The 21,097-nt window shown below is 52.7% G+C and carries 15 protein-coding genes; 5 read left to right on the forward strand and 10 right to left on the reverse strand.

Features of this window, described 5'->3' with window-relative positions:
• Nucleotides 1–137: 137 nt before the first annotated feature.
• The 4 genes from H7846_RS12380 (at nt 138) to H7846_RS12395 (ending at nt 4,695) form a co-directional block, all read left to right on the forward strand.
• Nucleotides 138–2,168: an outer membrane protein assembly factor BamB family protein gene (locus H7846_RS12380; RefSeq protein WP_186692467.1), complete on the forward strand. Its 2,031-nt coding sequence runs from the start codon at nt 138–140 to the stop codon at nt 2,166–2,168.
• A gap of 83 nt (nt 2,169–2,251) precedes the next feature.
• Nucleotides 2,252–2,551 (forward strand): muconolactone Delta-isomerase, encoded by a 300-nt coding sequence (locus tag H7846_RS12385; protein ID WP_186692468.1) that lies wholly within the window; start codon nt 2,252–2,254, stop codon nt 2,549–2,551.
• Nucleotides 2,552–2,554: 3 nt separating this feature from the next.
• Nucleotides 2,555–4,372, forward strand: coding sequence for a ThuA domain-containing protein (locus H7846_RS12390; RefSeq protein WP_186692469.1), 1,818 nt, complete (start codon nt 2,555–2,557; stop codon nt 4,370–4,372).
• A complete protein-coding gene (locus H7846_RS12395; RefSeq protein ID WP_186692470.1) occupies nt 4,369–4,695 on the forward strand; it encodes a cupin domain-containing protein in 327 nt (108 codons plus the stop codon). The genes H7846_RS12390 and H7846_RS12395 overlap by 4 nt, the downstream gene beginning before the upstream one ends.
• Nucleotides 4,696–4,765: 70 nt before the next feature.
• On the opposite strand, the gene H7846_RS12400 is transcribed toward H7846_RS12395, so the two are convergent.
• The 10 genes from H7846_RS12400 to ric form a co-directional block, all read right to left on the reverse strand.
• On the reverse strand, nt 4,766–5,482 hold the full coding sequence (locus tag H7846_RS12400; protein ID WP_186692471.1) for a cyclase family protein: 717 nt from the start codon (nt 5,480–5,482) through the stop codon (nt 4,766–4,768).
• Between the two features lie 40 nt (nt 5,483–5,522).
• Nucleotides 5,523–6,278 (reverse strand): SDR family NAD(P)-dependent oxidoreductase, encoded by a 756-nt coding sequence (locus H7846_RS12405; RefSeq protein WP_186692472.1) that lies wholly within the window; start codon nt 6,276–6,278, stop codon nt 5,523–5,525.
• Nucleotides 6,279–6,299: 21 nt separating this feature from the next.
• The gene (locus H7846_RS12410; RefSeq protein WP_186692473.1) at nt 6,300–7,253 is read right to left on the reverse strand and encodes a 3-hydroxyacyl-CoA dehydrogenase family protein; all 954 of its coding nucleotides are present in this window, start codon (nt 7,251–7,253) and stop codon (nt 6,300–6,302) included.
• Nucleotides 7,254–7,562: 309 nt separating this feature from the next.
• Entirely contained in the window at nt 7,563–7,913 is a 351-nt protein-coding gene (locus H7846_RS12415; protein WP_186692475.1) for a c-type cytochrome, read from the reverse strand.
• Between the two features lie 77 nt (nt 7,914–7,990).
• Entirely contained in the window at nt 7,991–9,823 is a 1,833-nt protein-coding gene (locus H7846_RS12420; protein WP_186692477.1) for a pyrroloquinoline quinone-dependent dehydrogenase, read from the reverse strand.
• A 133-nt stretch (nt 9,824–9,956) separates the two neighbouring features.
• Nucleotides 9,957–13,448, reverse strand: coding sequence for a TonB-dependent receptor (locus tag H7846_RS12425; RefSeq protein WP_186692478.1), 3,492 nt, complete (start codon nt 13,446–13,448; stop codon nt 9,957–9,959).
• Nucleotides 13,449–13,675: 227 nt separating this feature from the next.
• On the reverse strand, nt 13,676–14,809 hold the full coding sequence (locus H7846_RS12430) for a PKD domain-containing protein (protein WP_255460610.1): 1,134 nt from the start codon (nt 14,807–14,809) through the stop codon (nt 13,676–13,678).
• Between the two features lie 536 nt (nt 14,810–15,345).
• Nucleotides 15,346–17,661 (reverse strand): nitric-oxide reductase large subunit, encoded by a 2,316-nt coding sequence (locus H7846_RS12435; RefSeq protein WP_186692479.1) that lies wholly within the window; start codon nt 17,659–17,661, stop codon nt 15,346–15,348.
• Nucleotides 17,658–19,004, reverse strand: coding sequence for a hypothetical protein (locus H7846_RS12440; RefSeq protein ID WP_186692480.1), 1,347 nt, complete (start codon nt 19,002–19,004; stop codon nt 17,658–17,660). Before H7846_RS12440 ends, H7846_RS12435 begins: the two co-directional genes overlap by 4 nt.
• Nucleotides 19,001–19,714 (reverse strand): iron-sulfur cluster repair di-iron protein, encoded by a 714-nt coding sequence (gene ric, locus H7846_RS12445; protein ID WP_186692481.1) that lies wholly within the window; start codon nt 19,712–19,714, stop codon nt 19,001–19,003. The genes H7846_RS12440 and ric overlap by 4 nt, the downstream gene beginning before the upstream one ends.
• Before the next feature lie 64 nt (nt 19,715–19,778).
• Between ric and H7846_RS12450 the strand changes: the two genes are divergently transcribed.
• Nucleotides 19,779–20,564 carry a Crp/Fnr family transcriptional regulator gene (locus tag H7846_RS12450; RefSeq protein WP_255460995.1) on the forward strand — a complete coding sequence of 262 codons (786 nt, stop codon included), beginning with the start codon at nt 19,779–19,781 and terminating at the stop codon, nt 20,562–20,564.
• Nucleotides 20,565–21,097 lie beyond the last annotated feature (533 nt).

Raw genomic sequence — 21,097 nt, forward strand, 5'->3', positions numbered from 1 at the left:
GACAACAAAACAGGGTCAAAATTATGTTTTTTGCATTAATTTCATATATAGACATTGTAGTCATATATTGATTATTTTTGAAATGCCTATCTTCTAACAGAGCTGCGCAGCCACTTTGGAACAGGGGAAATTTATCCATGAGAGCGTTGTCGAACATAAAGCTCTTTGCCATGGTTTTGGCACTTATGTCGTCGAGCTTGAGGCTGTCTGCTCAGGCCATTAAACCTGTGCCGCAGATAGCACGCTTTCTGCAACAGAGCAGTCAATCCATCACTCCGGGAACAGTTTCAGCGCCCAACCCCGCCCCGGCAAGAGGTGGAGGCGAAGGCGCAGGTTCAACCATCTTTGGCAACTACTGCGAGAACTGTCACGGTAATCCGAAAGTAGCGGAAGCGCCATCGCCTGCAACGCTGCGGCAAATGTCACCGGAGAAGATTTACCTCGCGCTCACCGAAGGCGATATGAAAACCATCGCAAAAGATCTCTCTGACGGCCAGAAACGGGATATTGCGGAATGGGTCGGTGGAAGAAAACTTGGAGCGGAAGAAAACGGCGATGCCAGCAAGATGACCAACCCTTGCCCGACCAATCCGCAGGTGGCCGACTTGACTTCGATTCCCTCCTGGAATGGATGGAGCCCTGACTTGCAAAATACGCGCATGCAAGGTGGTGAAGCGGCGAAACTCTCCCCTGCTGCTGTGCGTCGCATGAAGCTGAAGTGGGCGTTCGGCGTTCCTTCGGCATCATCGGTCTATGGCCAGCCAACTGTGGCAGCTGGCCGCGTCTTCTTCAGCTCGGACGCGGGCTATATCTACTCACTGGATGCAGCCACCGGCTGCGTGCACTGGTCCTTCAAGGCACAGACCGGCGTACGCAGCGCCATCAGCATCGGACCTCTCAAGCCTGGATCTATGCGATACACCGCCTTCTTCGGGGACATTCGTGGCAACGTTTATGCCATTGATGCAAGCACCGGGCAACAGATCTGGAAGGTTCCTGTCGATGAACATCCTCTCTCCAGAATTACCGGCTCCTCACGTCTCTACAACGGTGTGCTTTATGTTCCTGTGTCTTCGCTGGAAGAGCCGGAATCCTCCAGCGCAAACTATCTTTGCTGCACCTTCCGCGGAATGGTTGCGGCGCTCGACTCTTCTACCGGCAAGCAGATATGGAAGACCTACACCCTTCCCGATAAGCCCATCCCACGGACAACTCCCGATGGACGGAAGTACATCGGGACAGCCGGCGTAGGTGTATGGGGTCCGATTGCAATCGATGCCAAGCGGCATGCTCTATATATAGGTACCGGTAATACCTTCTCTGGCCCGGACGTAGGCAGATCGGATGCCATCATGGCCCTCGATCTGAACAATGGCAACGTCTTGTGGATACAACAGGACGAACCCGAAGATGTATGGCACACCGGCTGTGGGCACAACGCCGGTTCGCCTGAAAACTTTCCGCCTCTCAGCACTGCTGCTCTTACTCCGCAGGACGAAGAAGGCGCCAGGAAAACAACTCCAGTAATAAATCGCCGTCCTATGCCGTCTACTTACTACTGTCCCGAGTCCGAAGGTCCTGATTGGGACTTCTCCGCCGGCGCAATGTTAGTTACACTGCCGAATGGCAAAGACCTTGTCATTGCCGGACAAAAGTCGGGCATGGCATGGGCACACGACCCGGACAAGAAAGGTGAATTGGTCTGGAAGTCAGACATTTCGCGTGGACAAATTGTCTTTGGCGGTGCGGCTGATCAGCAGTACGCTTACTTTCCCATGCGCGGCGGTATGCGAGGAAACACGCCTGCGGGAGGGGTTGTCGCCGTGCGCCTGTCAGACGGCGTTGAACAGTGGTACAAGTCAATTCCTGCACAGCAGAAGATGTGGGATCACTCGGGTTTCACCGCGGCAGCGACAGTAATCCCCGGGGTCCTCTTCACAGCAGGCCTTGATGGCATGCTGCGTGCGTTCACGACCATGGACGGAACGCCTGTATGGGAGTTCGACACAACACAGGATCTGACAACGGTGAATGGAGTGAAAGGCAAAGGCGGCTCCATTGGATCTGCCGGGCCAACGGTTGCGAACGGAATGGTTTTTGTGACCTCAGGCTATACCGGCTTCGAAGGCGGCGCTCCCGGAAATCTCATTCTTGCATTTGGCCAATAAGTTCTTGACCGGTTAAGCTGACCGCTTCAATCACATTCCTTGTTGGAATCGACTCTGCAGCTCAAAAACAGTAAGGACACACGATGGACTTTCTGGTACACATGGAAGTCGGCTCGATCGGAACAGGCGAAGATGCAAACCGTTTGTTGAAACAGGAAGCGGATCGCGCGCAAGAGCTTGCCGAAATGGGCCTCCTACGCCGTCTGTGGCGAGTTCCCGGTCGCCGTGAAAACTGGGGCATCTGGACAGCTAAATCCATCGATGAACTGCACGCCGCACTTTCTTCTCTTCCCCTCTATCCTGCACTTCACATCACGATACATCCTCTGGCTACTCATCCGAACGATCCCAATCTGCCGTTGCCTGCAAAGAGCAAGGACTAACGTATGTACAAACCAATCTACCTTTTCTCTCTCGTAGCAATTTCCAGTGCAACCATATTCGCGCAGTCAGCACTGCCTACGGCTGCAGTACCATCCGGAGGCCTTGATGTAGCCGACCACCGTGCATTTGCTCCACCTCCAGCACGCGGTATCGACTCAAAGCGATGGGAGTCCTGGTCGAACATGCGAATGGCTGCAACCCCTTTGCTCGGATGGAAGATAGGCCTTCGCACCAATGCTTTCCCAAAGTTGAACCTTGCAGATGCGTTGGACAAAATCGACGGGCTCGGACTCGGAGATGTAGAACTCTCCAGCAATCAAAAATTTGATATCGCGATTCCCAAGAATGTCGATGCCAGGTTATATCCCGACGAAGTAAGAGCAGTCACAGACAAGCTCATTGCAATGAATCTCAACGTGGTGGCCTATCACACCCCATCGATTGGACCAGACGAAAAGTCCATTCGCTCGGTGCTTGACCTGGCACAAACGCTGAAGACCACCGTCCTGGTCGTTGATCAAATGCCCGGAGACCTGTCTCTGCTTGACCGTCTTGCGGGTGAAAGCAAATTGAAGGTTGCGGTCTGCGGCGATCCGAAAGCGACTCTTGCTGCGGTCGCGTCTTACAGCAATCTCGGGGTCTGCGGCGATACCGCCGATTGGCTTGAACAGGGAGTGCAGCCGGCAGATGCTGTAACGCAACTGAAGAACAAACTTTTTGTCCTCAACCTCAAGGACAGAAGCAGCCACGGCAAAGAAGGTCATGATGTCCCACCAGGGACTGGAGTAGCAGATATCGGCAAAATGCTGCTTACGATGTACTACCTGCAGATAAAGCCTTCTCTCCTCACCATCAGCAGCCCCACAGACACACTGGAAAAAGCGATGGAGACCTTCGACGAAGCCCTTCGGCCAGTCATGGCGAATCGTGTCGACAGTATCTCTCGAACTGCTGCAATTCGTACGCCCGCAAGCCTCACCCCGGAAGATCGTACTGAGATCGAAGCAGCTCTACCGAAACAGGCTGTTGTGAAGCCGAAGAAGGCGCGCAAGTTGCTCGTGCTCGACCTCAATATCGCTTACGGTGGTCATCGTTCGATTCCCGCAGAAAACTTCGCGCTGGAGCAGATGGGCAAACAGACTGGAGCCTACGAAACCATCTTCGATAACAATCTCGACAATCTGAAATATCCGCACATCAAGCAGTACGATGCCATCTTTCTGAACAACACAGTCGGAATGATCTTCGTAGACCCGGAAGTGCGCGATGGTCTTACGCGCTTTGTACGCGAAGGGGGCGGCCTGGGGGGAAATCACGGTACAAGTCACGCATCCATGGACTGGCCGGAGTTCTCCGATATGATCGGCGTGCGGCGCGGCGTGCATCGCGCAAATACGGAACAGCTATGGGTGAAGATCACTGATCCGCACAGCCTTCTCACAAACGCCTTTCAGGGAAAAGAATTTCTATACGAGGATGAGTATTTCCGGTTTCCCAATCCGCCGTACTCACGTACAAAGCTGCATGAATTGTTAAGCATCGACGTCGAAAAATCGAATATGAACCAGGGCGTAGTGCATGTTCCTGGTTCCTCAGTCGCACGGGCGGATGAGGATTATGCTGTGGGATGGATCAAGAACTATGGAAAAGGGCGCGTCTTCTTCTCGATCCTCGGCCACAACCCAACTCTTTTCAAGTCTCCTGAACTCTCTCAATTCTTTCTCTCAGGAATTCAGTTCATCCTCGGAGACCTCGATGCAGACACTACTCCCTCGGAGACCTCATCGAACGCAGAAACCAAGGAGACGGCCCGGCAATGATAGAGCGTTATAACTGGGATCAGGTACCCGAAGAAGAGCTTACCCCTCTGATAAAGCGCCAGGTCATCCACACTCCGAGCATGACGCTGCTGCGCGTTCAGTTTAAACGTGGTGCACTCGTCCCCGCTCACGCACATGTCCATCAACAGATCTCCATGGTCATGTCAGGCCGCCTTCGGATCGAAGTAGAAGGCGTAGAGACCGTTCTTACTCCGGACAGCATCCTCATTATCCCTTCAAACGCCAATCATCTTGCGGAAGCGCTTGAAGACACTATCGATATCGACATCTTCTCGCCCGCACGAACAGACTGGTTGCAGTAAGTCGAGCCAGACAGCGCAAAAAGGCCGCGAGGGGATACTCCCTGCGGCCTTATATTTCTATGAGAAATAACTAATCGAGAATTGCCACAGCCCGCACCGGAGCTCCCGTAGTGTTCACCCACTTGATGGGAAACAGGCTCAACTTGAAACCATGCTCCGGCAACTTGTCGAGATTGGTCAGGTTCTCAAGATGGTAATATTCGCGTGTCAACATAACCCGATGCGCTTCCCAGAACTGTTTTCTCTCAAACATAGCCCAGATTGGCGGATCGAAGGTAACCGCATCGATACCCGTCATTTTGATTCCCTGGTCTAGCAGCCAGTTTGTGGCTTCTGCGGTCATTCCAACATGGTCCGTCAGATATTTCTCACTGTCCTGAATGCTGCCTGCCCCGGTATTGATCAGCACAATGTCCAAGGGCTTCAGGGTATAGTCGATCTTCTTCAACGCCAGCTTCATGTCGTCGACGCTGATCCCAGCTCCCTTCGATAGATGGCGAAAGTCGAGGCATACACCATCGCCATAACAGTATTCCAGGGGAATGCCCTCAGGCCCCGGGGCATCTTTACGCATATGACGTAACGAGTCCATGTGCGTACCGATGTGGTCTCCGATAACGATCATGCAGTGTGCAGTTAAAGAATGTATCCCAAATCGGCTCGCACCAATGCGCTCAGCAAATCCTTCCCATGTCTCATACATCACCAACGCTGGCCGAACTACGCGAGGAAAGGTGACCATCTCGTTATGAACTGCCATGCTTAGGTCGACTAACTTGTGCGCCATCGCAATCTTCCTTAACTCTTGAATTTTGCTTCTTGAATCGTTACTTCCCTACCCACCCACCATCCACATGGATAGATTGCCCGGTCAGATAACTCGCTTCCTCCGAAGCAAAAAACGCGACGACTGTGCCAATCTCACGTGGTTCTCCAGGCCTGCCAAGCGATATCTGCTGCAGTATGCCTGGCAGCAGATCCGGCCGCTTCATCACCCACGCCGTCATGTCGGTATCGATCAGGCCGGGATGGACGCAGTTCACGCGAACTCCAAGCGGCGTCATCTCTGCGGACATATTGCGCGTAAGGGCTTCCAGACCTAATTTTGTCGGTGCATAGTGCGTTCGGCCCGGCAACACCTTGCCGGCCTGCACCGAACCGATGTTCACAATGACGGCCTTTCTTTTTTCCGCAACCACATGCCGGCAAAACACCTGCGAACAGAGCCATTCTCCACGCAGATTCACATCAACAATGCGCGTCCACTGTTCGTCCGTAAGTTCGAGGAAAGGGACTATGGTTTCGATGCCGGCATTATTGACCAGAATATCCAGTGGCCCCAGCTCCTTCCACGCTTTGGCCATCATCGCTTCCACATGGTCACGTTTCGATACGTCGCCTTGAACAACAATTGCCCTACGGCCTTTTGAGCGGACCAAATCGACAACCTCTTCCGCCTGCTCCTTCGAAGCGATGCAGTTCACCGCGACATCGGCTCCTTCATCGGCCAGCACTTCCACGATTCCCTTGCCAATGCCGCGGTTTCCACCTGTCACCAGCGCAATCTTTCCTCTTACCTTCATGTTCCCTCTTTCTTCCTCTAGTTAGTCTTTCACCGGCATTGCGTTCGATTTGAGCTGACTCAGCATTCGCAGCAGATGGGTCGTTACCTGCTTTCTCGTCGCTGCCATCTGCTCATCCGTCCATGTAAGAAAGCCTGACTTCGTCTTGAAGCCCAGTTGCCCCTCTGCAACACGCGAACGCAGCGTGGTAGAAGGGTCCGGCGAGACGCTCAGGTGAGGGAGTACGTAATCGTGAATAGCAAGGGTCAGGTCCAGCCCAACCAAATCAGCATTGGCTACTGGACCAAGAACGGGCAGGCGAATACCAAAGCTGTTACTTACGGCAATGTCAACGGCCTCCGCATCGCAGATGCCTTCATCGATCAAGGAAAAGGCTTCTCTCCAGAGAGCGTGCTGCATTCGATTCGCAATAAAACCAGGAACATCTTTCTGCACACGCACCGGCACTTTGCCACATGCAGTCATAAGCTCTACAACCGCGTCCATATGTTGCGGCAGAGTGTGTTCCGTGCGCGTCACCTCAACAAGAGGGACAAGATAGGGAGGCTGGTAGAAATGAGTACCAACAATACGCTCCGGGTGTCCGGCCTTCTCTCCAATCTGCGTAATGCTGATGACCGACGTGTTGCTACAAAGAATCGTTTCAGGCGGACATAACCGGTCAAGCTGTACAAACAGATCTTGCTTCAGTTGTCGTGACTCTGTGATGGTCTCAATCACCACGGAGGCGTTGGAGCAGGCTTCTGCCAGATCTGTCGTGAGGGAGATACGGCTCAAAATCTGGGGGATCTCCGTAGCATCTATTAGGTCGTACTCCGCCATTGCCGTAAGGTTTGAGCGGACCTGATCGATGACGGTGGTCAGTTTGCCGCTTGATCTGTTGCTAAGGTGAACTGGATGCCCGGCAGTAGCAAATACCTGCGCGATGCCGGGCCCCATAAATCCAGCGCCGATCACCGCAATTTTGTCTTTCATTCAAGATCCTTCTTTAGTAATTACACAAATAACATCATATGATGATATAATTAAACATATACGATACTTAAGCGATCAAACTATATAAACCTAATACCTTGCCTGTCAAACGCCTGAGTGCATTGTTTTCCTTTTCTCCCGATTTCGAATTGAAAGCTTCCGAGGCTGCACGGCTGACCTGACTGGAGGCTCAGATCAGGTCAGCCGTAATTAATATGGATACTCAAGGCCTTCGGAAGGGGGCACTCCCCGAACGCCAGAAGCACATTACCGCGGACCACTCCGGTAATGGGAAGGTTCAGACGTGTTTCACTTTCTCGGACCAAAATTGGTTACGAGGTATTTGAGAATCTGCTCCATTTCCTCATCAGACGCTTCAGCCCCCTTGTTGCGCATATCAATAAGGGTGTTGGTCCATTCGTCAGCGTTTTTGTGCTGCGACGCTGGTATATCCGTCGAGTGGCACTTGCTGCATACGCGAACAAATGTATCTTTTCCTGGACCGTCAGGGAGCGCCTTCGGTGCATTTTGTGCAACCAACGTTGAAGGCACAGTCTGGGCTGGCGTCGACTTTTGCTCCGGCAGAGAAGCCACGGGATAAAGCACCATCAGAAGCGCAGTCAGAACAGGAACCGCGGTTTGCATTTTCTGCTTTTTCATCTTCTTTATCTCGCTTTCAGCCCAATATCGTCTCCGACAATGGTATTCACAGACGCCTTGCACCGCTCAATTGCCTACTAGGGAAGCTGGTACGTCCACAGTACGACGCTTTCGGCGGGCCGTGGATATTCGAGTGTCGCTCTTGCCCGGCCGATACATGCATTCCCTGGGTTACCGGCAATGATTGATACATACTGCTTGCCATCGACCATATAGGTCATCGGAGCAGAGCATGCAACGTCCTGCTCGCGAGACCGCCACAGCTCTTTGCCGTCCTTCACGTCCATGGCGCGGAAGTACCGGTCGGAAGCTCCGGAGAACATCAAGCCACCTGCCGTGGTCAATATGCCCGACGTCTGCACTTCTCTAGTCAAGTTTTCGAAGGCCAGCGTCATAGTGTTAGCGTCGAACGCGATCATGTGGTCCGGCGTTTCCGGAGTTCTGTTCATGCATAGGTCATCGATCGCAAGGTAGTAACGGTTCGTTTGCGGATCAAAAGCTCCTGGCATGTAATTCCGCGCGCCATTAGCGGTCGCGCAGTGTTTAGCCCCCCCTGTCCAGGGAGTTTCTGACGGCAGGAGCGGTGTCTTCACGCCGGTCTTCGGATCAAACGAGAAGATATTCTGGAAGCCCGGATCAAGCGCGGTGATAAACTCGCCGGTCTTGGCATCCAGAACTTCGAACACGCCCGGTTTGCCCACCGTGATGAGGATCTTGCGCTTTTTACCGCCATAGTTGGTCGTGGTGATAATCCGCTCGTAGGCGTAGTCCTGGTCCCAATCGTCATTGGGCAGGTGCTGGTAGTACCACACCAGCTTGCCTGTATCCGGATTGATCGCCAGCGTGGAGTTCATGTAGAGGCCGTCGCCATTGTGGCCGCCGCCCTTGGGATTATGCGTACCTCGTTCAATCGACCGCCACGGATACGGTGTGCCGACGCCAACGTACAGCAGGTTTTGCTCCGGATCGTAGCTGGGAATAGACCAGACCGAACCGCCCCAACGCTTTTCCGCCGGCAACCCGTTCCAGGTTTCATCTCCGGGCTCGCCAGGCTGGGCGAAGGTGTTGAAGCGCCAGATTTCCTTGCCCGTGTTCAGGTCGCGGGCCGCAACAAAGCAGGTCTGCGAATACGTCATGCCACCGGCAGCGCAGCCGCTAGAGCCCATGATGACCTTGTCGTTCACAATCAGCGGTGCGCCGTTGTAGGTGCGCACGCCCTTCGGGTTGTTGTCATCATCTGTGGCCGCATCCCATTCCACTGCGCCGGTCTTCAGGTTGAGCGCGATGATGTGCATGTCGGTGGTGGGGAAGATGAGCTTGTCGCTGGCGATGGCAAGAGAGCGTTTGGTTGCAAACACGTTCAGAGGGTTGAATCCGGGACGAATGTTGCGGTGGTACTGCCAGAGCAGGTTGCCATTCCTGGCGTCCAGCGCCTGAATATTTTCTCCAAGCGACTCCCTTTCGCCATGGCTCCAGACATACAGGATGCCGTCATGCTCAACCGGGGTGTATTCATAAACGCCGTTCACGCTGAGGCCCCAGCTCCATGCCACGTTGAGGTTTTTTACGTTGTCACGGTTGATCTGCTTCAGCGGACTGAAGCCATAAGCGTCATAGGTGCGCCGCCACATCAGCCAGTCATTCGGAGACGGATTGTGCAGCTGTTCGTTCGTCACCGGGGTGACCTTGTCGAGGACCTTACGAATTTCAGCAGTCTTTGCGGTAACGATCGGATCCGTAGGGGTCCTGAAGCGGTTACCTCCTCCGGAGATGCCTGAGGTTCCACTGCCTGTAGCTCCCCCCACAATCGGCGGAGGTTGGGTACCTTCGGTTGCAGGCGCCTGCGCGAGAGCTATCGCCCCGAATGCAATGCACGCGCTGAGACTGAGAAATATATGCTGCTTCTTCATGTTTTTCTCTCTTTCTTAATCTGGAAACACTGAGGCTTCGTGCTGAGTGCGGAGAGGCCCCGCACCCAGCAGAAGCATGACCGAAAAGGCAATCGATGATTTATGAAGTGATTTCATCTGTTTGCCCTGTCCTTTAGAAGCTGAGTCGTGCGCTCAGCTGAATGCGCCGAGCCTGATTCTGTGTGCTCGTCACCGTACCGAAGTTCGACGAATCGATATTCGTTTGAGGCGCGGAGAACACAACGTTGTTCACCAGATTGAAGATGTCGGCTGCGAACTCGAACTTGGCACGCTCGCGAATCGGAACCGTTTTGCGGAGGGTTGTGTCGATCTCCCAATTTGTCGGTGCGGTCAGGCCGAATGGCGCGGAACGTGGCACATTGCCAAACGTATAGGGAGCAGGATTTGAGAATGCAGACTTGTTGATATAGGAAAAAGATCGATTCAGGCTCGACCCCACCGGTGCCGTGTAAATATTTCCGACGAAATTCGGATTGATATTCACCATGCAGGTAGAGACGATTCCTGGAGTCTGACAACCGTTACCCGTAACGCCCATCGGCATACCGGTTACGAAAGAGAAGATCCCGGTAACGGACCATCCGCCAATCACTTTTCTCAAGATCGGATTCGAACCACCTAGACGGCCCTTGCCGAATGGCAATTGGTAAAGACCTGTCCAATGAAGATTGTGACGATGGTCAATCAGACCAAGTCCGCGGTCCAGTTTCTGGTCGTATGGGTTCCTGGTTCCACCAGTCACGGCGCCAAGCTGACTCGCTGTTCCATTAATATTGTCGATCTCCTTTGCCCAGGTGTAAGCAAATTGTGTTGTGATGCCGTCGCTCAGTCGGCGGCTTACCGTAACCTGCATCGAGTTGTAATTCGAGCTGGCAAAGTTGCAGGAGTAACAGGTGATGCCACCCGAAGTCGGACTTGCATACTGCGGGAACGGTGCAAGCATTGTCGCAATCGTGCCTTTGAAGTTGCTGAACGGCATGGCTATTTCCGGAAACTGCGCCTGAGCCAGCGCAATGTTTGAGGGCGTCGCCTGGCTGTTCAGAAGGCTTCCAAGAGCGAGGTACTTGATCGGCATGGAGTTCGAGAACATACCAACAGCGGTGAAGCGCGGTAGAAAGTGCGCAACGCTCGCTGAGTAAGTCAGACCGAAAGTAAGCGAACCCGGCAACTGCCGCTGGAAACCAAAGCTCCAGTTAATGTGCTCAGGCGATTTTCCTGCGATATCAGGAATAAGGGCTGGGGGAGCAATGGCGCCTGTGGGATTGACCGTAGAGTTTCCTGCGCCGAAACCGGGAGAAAGAGTCGGAAAAGGTGTTTGCGGCAGAACAACGCCATTCTGCCAGTAGAAGACCGGCTGCCCGGTCACCGACGTTGCAATCCCGCTCGGAGGATTAAATCCATTCTGCCCTGGACCATTCGGTCCGTTTCCGCCCAGGCCCAGCGTACCCATCGTATTTGTGATCAGGAAGCCAGCGCGGATGACAGTCTTGTCATCAAGCGAATATGCAAGGCCGATACGTGGCTGCACGTTATTCCAATGTGTCGGGACAAGCTGCTTGCCATAGACAAGAGCACCAGGAATACCGCCGGCTGCAGGGTTGGGAAGCGTCGGGTCCATGAACGAGAAGCGTCCATGCTGTTCGTTGAATGGGAAGTACACGTCCCAACGCACGCCGAGGTTCAACGTCAACTTCGGAGTGACCTTCCAGTCATCCTGCGCAAACAGGGAGAAGTTCTGGAAGCGAGAGCCGGTTTCAACGACCGTGTTGTTGACGATCGATGCAGAATCCGGTCCACCCAGCAAATAGCTCGCGTAAGCATTGCCGGTCGTCGAGAGCAGCGTACCTGTCGGTGAGAAGCCAGCCGTTACATTATTGGAAAAAGTGAAGCTCGCACTTGAACCGGATGCCGGATTTGCGCGATTGTCTTGAAGGTTCTGGTAGGTACCTCCGAACCGGAAGATGTGGCTTCCATGCACCCAGTCGATGCTGTCCTGAACGGTGTATGAGTTTTCCCACTCGTTGAATGGTCCGGTGCCTGCCCAGTTGTTGTGAGCATTGGGACCGCTGAAGTTGATTCCTGGAAATCCAAGTGCAGCTTGACCGTTCCCAGGAAGCCCATTAAGACCTGCTTTTTGCGGGTAGGCACCGTCGGCAGTCACCGACAGAATCGGAATTGAAAGTCGCGTCGCGCCGATGCCGAAAGTATTCAGTAAGCTTGGGGAGAAGGTGTACGTATCGTGTAGCTGTACGATCAGTGGCTTCTCGATCACAATACCTGGGGTTTGCGTATAAGGCAGCGGCAAGGCTGTACCGGTAGGCGTCAGATTTCCGGTGTAGTCGGTACGCCATGTTCCATAGGCAAATACACCATAGAAACGGTGATTCTCGGTGAGGTTGACGTCGACACGCTCCGTTGTGTTCTTGTTCGTGATAGAGCGGGACAGCGGATTGACGTAGTTGTTGATGAAGCCTGGGCCGGTTGGATTGGGCAAATAGGAAGCAAGCGACTGAGAAACCGCGGAAATGCGGCTGGCCGGAATGATGTTTCCAGGAAACTGCGTTTTGGTACATACGGAACCTGTGCAGGTCTGGGTTGCCGGGTCATAGATCGGCGTTGGCAATGCACTGAAGTCCCCTGCACGCTGCGCGAGGCTGGGAATTGAAAGCAACGTGGGAGCAGTGGCAGTGTTGAAAACATAGGCGTCAACGTTGCCGAAGAACCAGATTTTGCCTCTCTTCAACGGGCCACTGATATTACCGCCAAATTCATTCTGGTGATCCGGGGGGACAAAGGATGCGAAGTAGTTCCGCGAATCAAGTGCGGTGTTACGGAAGAATTCGAAAATGCTTCCATGAAATTGATCAGCCCCGGACTTGATGACGTAGTTATGGAATCCTTGCCCCTGCCATTCGGCCTTTTGACCATTGATTTCGACCTGGAACTGATTGACTGCATCCACTGAAACAGCGAGCGCAATGGGGCGCGTATCACCCTGCTGGTTCGGGAATGAGATCGGTAGACCTTCAAAGTAGAGGCCGTTCACTTCCTGCTGTCCGCCATTGAAGGAGGTGTAGGACGGGCCCGCAGACTGTAGAACCACCGATGCGACACCCGGCGCAAGTCCGATGAATGAAGTGGGGTCGCGTGGCACGCCCTGGCTCATAGCCAGAGGAAGCGCGGCATATACCTCGTTACGAAGCGTTGTTCCCAGGGAGGCATTCTCAGTCTGGATTCCGTCACTGGCCGAGGTCACTGTAACTTCATCCGTAGTGCTGCCAGTAGTAAGCGAAAAGTCGAGTGAGATGCTCGCAAGGGCATCCACGGTGATGCGTTCATGAGCGATCGACTGAAACCCCTGAGCGCCACCCTTTACACGATAGTCGCCTGGAGGAACCACAAGCACATACACGCCGGAGTCATTCGTGATGCGAGTAGTTTCTACGCCGGTGGACGCACTACGAGCCGTCACCGTCGCCTTCGGAACAATCGCGCCACTGGCGTCGGTGACCGTTCCAGTAATGGTTCCACTGCTTTGAGCGCTGGCGATATTTGCCCCAGCAAGCCCCAGCAGGAGAAAACAGATGAGTTTCAAACTTTTCATTCTTCTTCCCCTCTTCCCAACGGGCAAAAACTTCGGATTCCAATTTATATCAATATATGATTATTGAATATATATATGACACATTTTGAATCGGTGTGAGAAACCTAAGCCTGTGATTGGTTGGCTGTCAAGGATTTCTTTTTTGAGGCGACTGACCGATCCTGTAAATTCAGCGAAAGAGCTGTATTCCGCGACCATTCTGCAGCTTGCAGCTTCTGCTCAATCCTTCACGGTTTCGTCTCATGCCCGCCAGGAATGTAATCACCTGGAAATGTGACATCCCACACCTTGGATAAACGGGACTTGCCCGCCGGACCTTCGACGGTCAGAATGACGACAAAATCGCCTGCATACTTGTAGGCATGAATGGGGTGTTGTTCCGACGATTGCGTGCCATCCCCAAAATCCCAATTCCACTTCGTAATCCTGCCCACCGACTGATCCTGAAAGGCGACGAGACGGCGATCTATATCAATCACCTTGAAATCCCATTGCGCATCAATCGGCTTTTGAAACTGGGGATCCAGCGGCATAAGACGGAATGCCCGCAACTGCGAACCGATGCCATACATCGTGTGCTTGCTGGAAAGATTCCAGAAGCCGGCACTCTTGCCTGGGCCATCCTGATCGATAATTGCCCAGGAAATTCCGATCGTCTTATTTTCATATAGCTTCGATTCAACAGCCCGCTCTGCCCCTTCACAACCGGCATAGTCAAACGGAGTGATCCAGAACTCCATCCTGTAATGACCGCCCTCGCCGTGCTTGAAGGTGTACGGAGCAGCCGCGTGATTTGCATAGGGCAGTTCTTTTATCCAGGGCTGGCAGCCCAGTTCCATCGCCCACTCTTTATCCTTTGCAGGGGTAAAGATGTGATAGTTCTGCACGCCGGTCCCAAACATGGATCGACGCGCTACAGCATTGCTTTGGGCTGGATTCAGACGAAAACGCGGATCCAGTGGTTCACCGGATAAGTCGCCGTCAACCACAAGCTCAAAGATATCGTTATGCAATCCCGGATCGGCAAAGTCATAGAAACTGTCCGTCGACTCATACAGAAAGTAAAGGCGGTTTAAGCCCCTTACCCACCCTACTTTCACCTTCACATCAAGCAACTTGTTGGCATCAGGCACGCCGGGATGCTCGTTATGCAATTGATCCATACCGATGGTGTAACTCTCGGGCACCATTGCCCAATCCGAAGCATCGCCGTCGATGCGCGGAATCATATTCGCAGGGAACTGGAAAACCTTAAACGGTTTGTCAGGTTGGTCCTGAGCTAACAGAAATGTCGAAGCAAAGAGCATGGTAAGAGACAAAACTTCCTGAAAGAGGCAGCGCCCCACAAATAATTTCGGCATAGCAGACTGATTCCTTTTGAGTCTCGAAGCGAATCACAAATTCACTCGGCAGTTCCGCAGCAGAAAATGCGGGAGAGGCATCATAACTGGCATCTCCAGCTCACCGCAAATTTCTGAAGATGAGCGCTCCAATGGCACACATCAGCCGTAAGCCACCTCTCTGGCTTCGAACAGTATTGACTAACCGACAAGCAATACCATCACTTTCAAAACATGAAACAAACTTCGGAAACCATCAAATAGCCTGCATAGCAGATGAGAATCTCAGAACTGGCTTTCAGGAATTGACGGCGGGCAAGAGGCTACGAATGAGCGTAGCCGGGGACCTCGGAGCGTCTCCAGGGCCAGAAGAATGTGATCCACGTGAAAGCTACACGACTGATAAAGCTTTCCGATAAGGCACGAGAGACACGATTTATATGATTTCCATTAACGTATTACATCCCGGTCGCCGTTATCAATGATTGTAGAAAGAGGTTCCGCCTCTGGTAGAGGCGAAACCTGATGAAATAAACAATGGTTCAGCAAGGTGCGGACTACGAGTCTGACTGGCTCTTTTCAGCATAATCGGTTTTAGAACCGATGCTCACCAGTTCCCAACCTCCTTCTTCCACATATGCCTTATCGTCGTAAGAGCGTCCTGTAAGAAGTCCAAACAGGAACCAACAGAATGCGAGCATCCCGATGGCAAACAGGGTATCACCGGGAACGCGCAACCAACGTAGATCATTCATTAGCGGCGTTTGCAGGAACTCTGCCGAGCGGGCATACCAGGTACCGTATTTTACCGAGGCCCAGCCTTGGAGCAGACCGACCGGCAGCATGCTCAGTATCACCATGAAGGATAAGCCAATATTGATTGACCAGAATGCAATAGTCAGCGGCTTATCTTTCCATGCTTTGCCAGGTTGCAATGCGCGTAGACAGAAGAGCATCAAGCCAAGACCCAGCATCCCATAGACGCCAAACAATGCTGTGTGGCCATGCACGGGAGTCGTATTCAAACCCTGCATGTAATACAGTGCGACCGGTGGATTGATAAAGAAACCGAACAGACCCGCACCGACAAAGTTCCAGAATGCGACCGCCACAAAGAACCAGATAGGCCACTTATACGCTGCAATCCATACAGTCTTATTTCTCTGGCGACCCAAACGAATGTTCTCCCAAGCCTCTGCACCGATCAGCACCAGAGGCACCACTTCCATTGCGCTGAATACCGATCCAAGAGCGATGACCGCCGGCCCTGTGCCTGAGAAGTAAAGATGATGGAACGTACCCAGGATGCCGCCTGCAAGGAAGATCACGGTAGAGAATAGGACCGATCGAGTTGCCGTTTCCGTACGCAGCAGTTTAAGTCGCGTAAAGAGAAATGCGATCACAACTGTTGCAAAGACCTCAAAGAAGCCTTCCACCCAAAGATGAACAACCCACCAGCGCCAGTACTCGGCTGTGACCAGATTGCTGCGTTGGCCATACATTAGGCCGGACGCATAGAACAGCGGAATCGCAATACTCGCCAGTAGAAACAGGATCAGCAGCGGTCTGCTTTCCGACGGACGTTTCAACGCTGGCTGCAATGCGCGCCACATCAACCAAAGCCAGAACGTGAGTCCGACAAACAGAAGGATCTGCCAGAATCGGCCCAGTTCAATATATTCATAACCTTGATTACCGAACCAGAACCAGAGGTTGCCGAGTTTCTGTTCTACCCCCAGCCACTCGCCAGTAAGCGACCCTCCAACCACCAGCACCAGAGCACCGAACAAAAGGTTCACACCCAGCCGCTGCCCTTTTGGTTCATAACCGCTGACTGCCGGAGCCACATACAGCCCTGTTGCAAGCCACGACGTTGCAATCCAAAAGATGGCCAGTTGCAGATGCCATGTACGCGAGATCGAATATGGTAGCCACTTTGCCAAAGGAATGCCATACAGAGCAGAACCTTCCACACCGTAGTGAGCAGTAATAATGCCGCAAGCAATTTGCAGGATCACCATCGCCGCAGCCACGTAAAAGTACTTCACTGTCGCACGTTGTGAGGGGGTCGGACTCAAACCGAACAATGGATCTCGCGCTGGGGGAGTTTCGTGAATCGGTGATGGATCACGCGATGAGAAGTACCACACCATACCGCCAACCGCTGCAAGTAGCAACACGAAACTAATGATGCTCCACACAATCGATCCCGGTGTCGGTTCATTCGCCACGAGTGGTTCATGCGGCCAATTGTTGGTGTACGTCACGTTATCATGCGGACGATTCGTAGTGGATGCCCATGCCGTCCACCAGAAAAATGCGGCCATCTCCCGTTGCTTTAGAGGGTCCGTCAATGCGCCTTGCGGAATTGCATATTCATCGCGGCCTTTCCCAAACACGTCGGCATAGTGTTGTTCCAACGCGCCAAAAGCCTGTGCGCGCACCGGCGAGACGGTAATCGTCTCCGTCTGCGGATCGTAGGTGTTGTGACGCATCTCCTCGCGCAAGCGCGCCTGTAAAGCGCCCCGCTGTTCCACGTTCAAAGCATCATACGATGAGCCGCCTTGCTGCCGTGCCCAACTATCTAAGGTCATGGTGGACTCACGATGTAGCCAGTCTGCTGTCCAATCCGGCGCAACATATGCGCCGTGGCCCCAGATCGATCCGATCTCCTGCCCACCGATCGATTGCCATACACCCTGACCATTCGTAATATCGGTACCTGTAAATAGGAGCGTGCCAGCGGTAGTGACTACACGTTGCGGAATCGGTGGAGCGTTGCTAATCACGTGATATCCAACGCCACCTAGCACGGCAAACGAGATCACAACGACCAAAGCAAAGGCAATCCATAGACGTTTGTAGGATTTCATGCTGCTCCTCGCGATAAGGAAGACTTGTTTTCAGAACGAAGATGAGCGGGCGGTTGTAATAGCGTCGCTCCCAGGTTTAGCGCAAAAAGAGTTATCGCGGTCATTTCGATGAGCGCAGAGAGCGGTAATATCTTCCAGGCTGGAGACCAGAGTCCGCCATAAGCCAGTGGTTCTGTGCTTACGCGCAGTAGGCACCCGACGGACAACAGGCACAGCGACCAGAACATCCATCGCGTACTCCACAGGATGCGCATGCCACAGAAGGCAGGTAGTATTTTCTGGCCGATCGCAAATACCATGCCCGCAACAAAACCGACAGTAATCGCATGGCGGCTTGCACCCCATAGTCCGCCGGATCGGTCTAGTGGTACAGCCAAAACTGCCAGGATGCACGAAATCAGCAGCCATGCGTACGCCACACGCAGGAAGAAAGGAAAGCTCGGATGGATGTTAAGTAATTTGGGCGGCTGAATCGGGCGCCTCCATATATGCAGAGCATCTATGGAGAATATGGCAGCACTCAGCAGGACGATGGTTGAAGCCATCCACCATTGAAAGAAAGTGAGTGCGATACCAGCAACACTTAACACATATGCTAATATCAGCCGATTCCCGTCTGGTTTCTTTAGTCCGGCGAAGATCGATAGCCACCTGGCGTTGAATCCCCAGATGGTCGGTACAATAACACCCCACACCGCGAGAGTTACAAATTGCTGATCGAGCAGGTGCGGTACTGCAGGTGAGGCTCCTATCCATGCCTGATGCGTTAGAAACGCGCCATTCACAATCAGGGTAATAAAAAAAGTGACCGTCGATGCAGCTACGATCTGCATCCAAACTTCTGGCTTGTAGGATGTCGCTCGCGGGCGGTGCCGCCGTACGGAGATGAAAAAGAGTACGAAGGCTATACATTGCAGAATTGCACCCAGGGGGAACAAGACCCGCCAGTGCCACGTTGTTATGCCGCTCCACCAGCGAAGACCGATGCCGATCAGCCACAGAGACCAGACCCACCATCCTGTCACAAGAGGAAACTTCCTTCCCGACTGCATTTTAGTCAGCGAGTAGAAGCCTATCCCGAGTATAAAAGACCCAATCCATCCAAAGATCTGTGCCTGTCCATGTGCTTGCAGCCAGCCCAGCGGCAGCGCGTCAGCATCATGCACTTCGGAGATGCTTAATAGATTCCACACGCCAAGAAACGTCCCCGGCAGCAACATGAACAAAAGTCCAATCAAAATGAAGGCAGTCACCAGATACTGACTGTGCAGTTCATTCCTGACGTGCAGGAGATCTCCTTGTGCACCGACCGGTATATCTTCGACATGGGAGGACGTTTTCATCCACGCTCCTTCGCGAGCTCGAGCGCGCGGGGAAAGAGGATGTTGTTCTCTAGATGGATATGCTGATGGAGATCAGACTCTAAATCTTCCATCGTTTTGTACAACGCGCGGAACGTGGTGCAGGCATCAGTCGGAGGCTGATAGTTGTTTGTGGTTTTCCGTAACTGACAAAATTCCTCGCCGGTATGATCGTGGTCCTGCATCATGCGCGATATGGGATATTCCAGATTGCTGAATACAGGCGAGGATACAGATCGTTCCTCTGTCTCCAGTTGCTTGATGTACGGAAATAGAACATCTTCTTCGCAGGAAAAGTGATGGATTAATTCTGCGCGAACGGCCCCGAGCGCGATCCCTATGTTGAATATCTCGGGATGGCTGTTTCCATGCCTCCGCTCTACCTTCGTTGCAAGTTCCTGCAACAGATCTAGCTGGTCGCGCGCAAATTCATGATGATGATGAACGATATGGTCTATCAGATCCTGTAGGGGAAATTTCTTCCATTGTGGTCCCGAAGAACCTTGTCGCTGCCGATGCCGCTCCAATTCTTCAAGCACTGGGGCAGCTTCCACATTGTGTTGCGAGCACGCTTCAGCCAGCGAATGCGCTCCACCGCAACAATAATCGATATCGAATCGTTTTAGGACGGGGATGGCGGAGGGTACTTCAACCGCTATCTCGCGGACAGGTGTATCCAGCGTAATGACCATGGCAAGGGCCTCCTAAGAGGACGCTACGCCGAATGGAAGAGTCTCTCAGTGACATTTGTCACAGATGCTTGAAGATAACGAGAAGTGCGCGATTTTCATCATGAAACACGTTGCGAACAATGTAGCCATCCGTGAAGATAAACATATGTCCCTCGCGCGTCGCTTGGAAGTTCTAGGCAAATCGACACTTTTCGGAAACGTTCCAGAAGCCGCATTGCGCGATCTTGCTTCTGGCGGAATAGAGAAAAAACTTTCGTGCGGACAAATTTTGTTTACCGCGAACAACCCATCCGAAGGCCTTTATGTTGTGCTTTCTGGAGCCGTGCGGGCATTTCGGGTAAACATGGATGGCCGCGAACAGACAATCCATATTGAGCGCTGTGGTGGCACTCTCGCTGAGGTGGCAGCCTTTGATGGGGAGCCATATCCTTCTACAACCATTGCTGAGGAAGACTCTGAAGTACTTTTTTTAGAGCGGCAGACTGTGCAACGCTTTATGTTGCAACACCCGGAGGTGGCACTTACAGCCCTTCGCATACTCGCTCAAAAATTGCGCAGAGTGGCATCATTGGTAGAACAACTCGCGCTCATGGACCTTGGACAGCGCTTGGCTCATTTATTGTTGGAAGAAGCTGAGAAAACCGGCCGCCCTGTCGAAGACGGCATTTCTTTTCAGCAGCCTCTCTCGCACTCCCAACTCGCAGCACGCTTAGGGTCCGTACGCGAGGTCGTCTCAAGAACCTTACAGAAACTTACACAATATGGCATTGTTCAGTTAAACGGTCGCAATATGATCATCATTTGCAACGTAAAGGCACTCCGCGATTTCGCAAAAAGCCATTTGCGTTAGCCTCAGAATATTCGCTCACGCTTCCGAATTCCCTCGGCGATCCCCTCGATCGCTCGCAACTGAAATCCTTAGAGCCCAATTCTTAACGCCCTACTCTTACATTAGAAAGAACAGTCAGATCTTCTCTTGAGATTAACGAGCCGATTTTAATCAACCGATGTTCGATTTCTGGACAGCTATAAGGGCTCAATCCACGAATACTAGAGGGCTCAGCACTAACTACTGTTGTTCATGGCTCAGGTTCCTTATCATATCAACCGGGGCATAGACCACTCTAAGGCTCTCATGCGGAAAATAGTTCTTTTATAGCTTCTGTTGGCCGTAAACAAGATGCTCGATCCGGAGTGCAATGCAATGCGATTTGTATTCTGATTCCCAAACGCAATAGGATTTGGCGAACAATTTACCGACAACAATGGCACAGGTTTAACTACATGCACGATCCAAGTTGTCGAAAACGCGGCGTTGTAATCCTGAGAAGTTGGAATCGATGCCGTCACCACATGATCTCCTGGAGGAAGGACAGAATAGAA

It is taken from the genome of Edaphobacter sp. 4G125 (assembly GCF_014274685.1).
Lineage (GTDB): Bacteria > Acidobacteriota > Terriglobia > Terriglobales > Acidobacteriaceae > Edaphobacter.

What these genes read in the sequence shown, in the direction of transcription:
- H7846_RS12380 (WP_186692467.1), top strand. Translation starts at nt 138, where the DNA reads ATGAGAGCGTTGTCGAACATAAAGCTCTTTGCCATGGTTTTGGCACTT.
- H7846_RS12385 (WP_186692468.1), top strand. Translation starts at nt 2,252, where the DNA reads ATGGACTTTCTGGTACACATGGAAGTCGGCTCGATCGGAACAGGCGAA.
- H7846_RS12390 (WP_186692469.1), top strand. Translation starts at nt 2,555, where the DNA reads ATGTACAAACCAATCTACCTTTTCTCTCTCGTAGCAATTTCCAGTGCA.
- H7846_RS12395 (WP_186692470.1), top strand. Translation starts at nt 4,369, where the DNA reads ATGATAGAGCGTTATAACTGGGATCAGGTACCCGAAGAAGAGCTTACC.
- H7846_RS12400 (WP_186692471.1), bottom strand. Translation starts at nt 5,482, where the DNA reads ATGGCGCACAAGTTAGTCGACCTAAGCATGGCAGTTCATAACGAGATG.
- H7846_RS12405 (WP_186692472.1), bottom strand. Translation starts at nt 6,278, where the DNA reads ATGAAGGTAAGAGGAAAGATTGCGCTGGTGACAGGTGGAAACCGCGGC.
- H7846_RS12410 (WP_186692473.1), bottom strand. Translation starts at nt 7,253, where the DNA reads ATGAAAGACAAAATTGCGGTGATCGGCGCTGGATTTATGGGGCCCGGC.
- H7846_RS12415 (WP_186692475.1), bottom strand. Translation starts at nt 7,913, where the DNA reads ATGAAAAAGCAGAAAATGCAAACCGCGGTTCCTGTTCTGACTGCGCTT.
- H7846_RS12420 (WP_186692477.1), bottom strand. Translation starts at nt 9,823, where the DNA reads ATGAAGAAGCAGCATATATTTCTCAGTCTCAGCGCGTGCATTGCATTC.
- H7846_RS12425 (WP_186692478.1), bottom strand. Translation starts at nt 13,448, where the DNA reads ATGAAAAGTTTGAAACTCATCTGTTTTCTCCTGCTGGGGCTTGCTGGG.
- H7846_RS12430 (WP_255460610.1), bottom strand. Translation starts at nt 14,809, where the DNA reads ATGCCGAAATTATTTGTGGGGCGCTGCCTCTTTCAGGAAGTTTTGTCT.
- H7846_RS12435 (WP_186692479.1), bottom strand. Translation starts at nt 17,661, where the DNA reads ATGAAATCCTACAAACGTCTATGGATTGCCTTTGCTTTGGTCGTTGTG.
- H7846_RS12440 (WP_186692480.1), bottom strand. Translation starts at nt 19,004, where the DNA reads ATGAAAACGTCCTCCCATGTCGAAGATATACCGGTCGGTGCACAAGGA.
- ric (WP_186692481.1), bottom strand. Translation starts at nt 19,714, where the DNA reads ATGGTCATTACGCTGGATACACCTGTCCGCGAGATAGCGGTTGAAGTA.
- H7846_RS12450 (WP_255460995.1), top strand. Translation starts at nt 19,779, where the DNA reads ATGCTTGAAGATAACGAGAAGTGCGCGATTTTCATCATGAAACACGTT.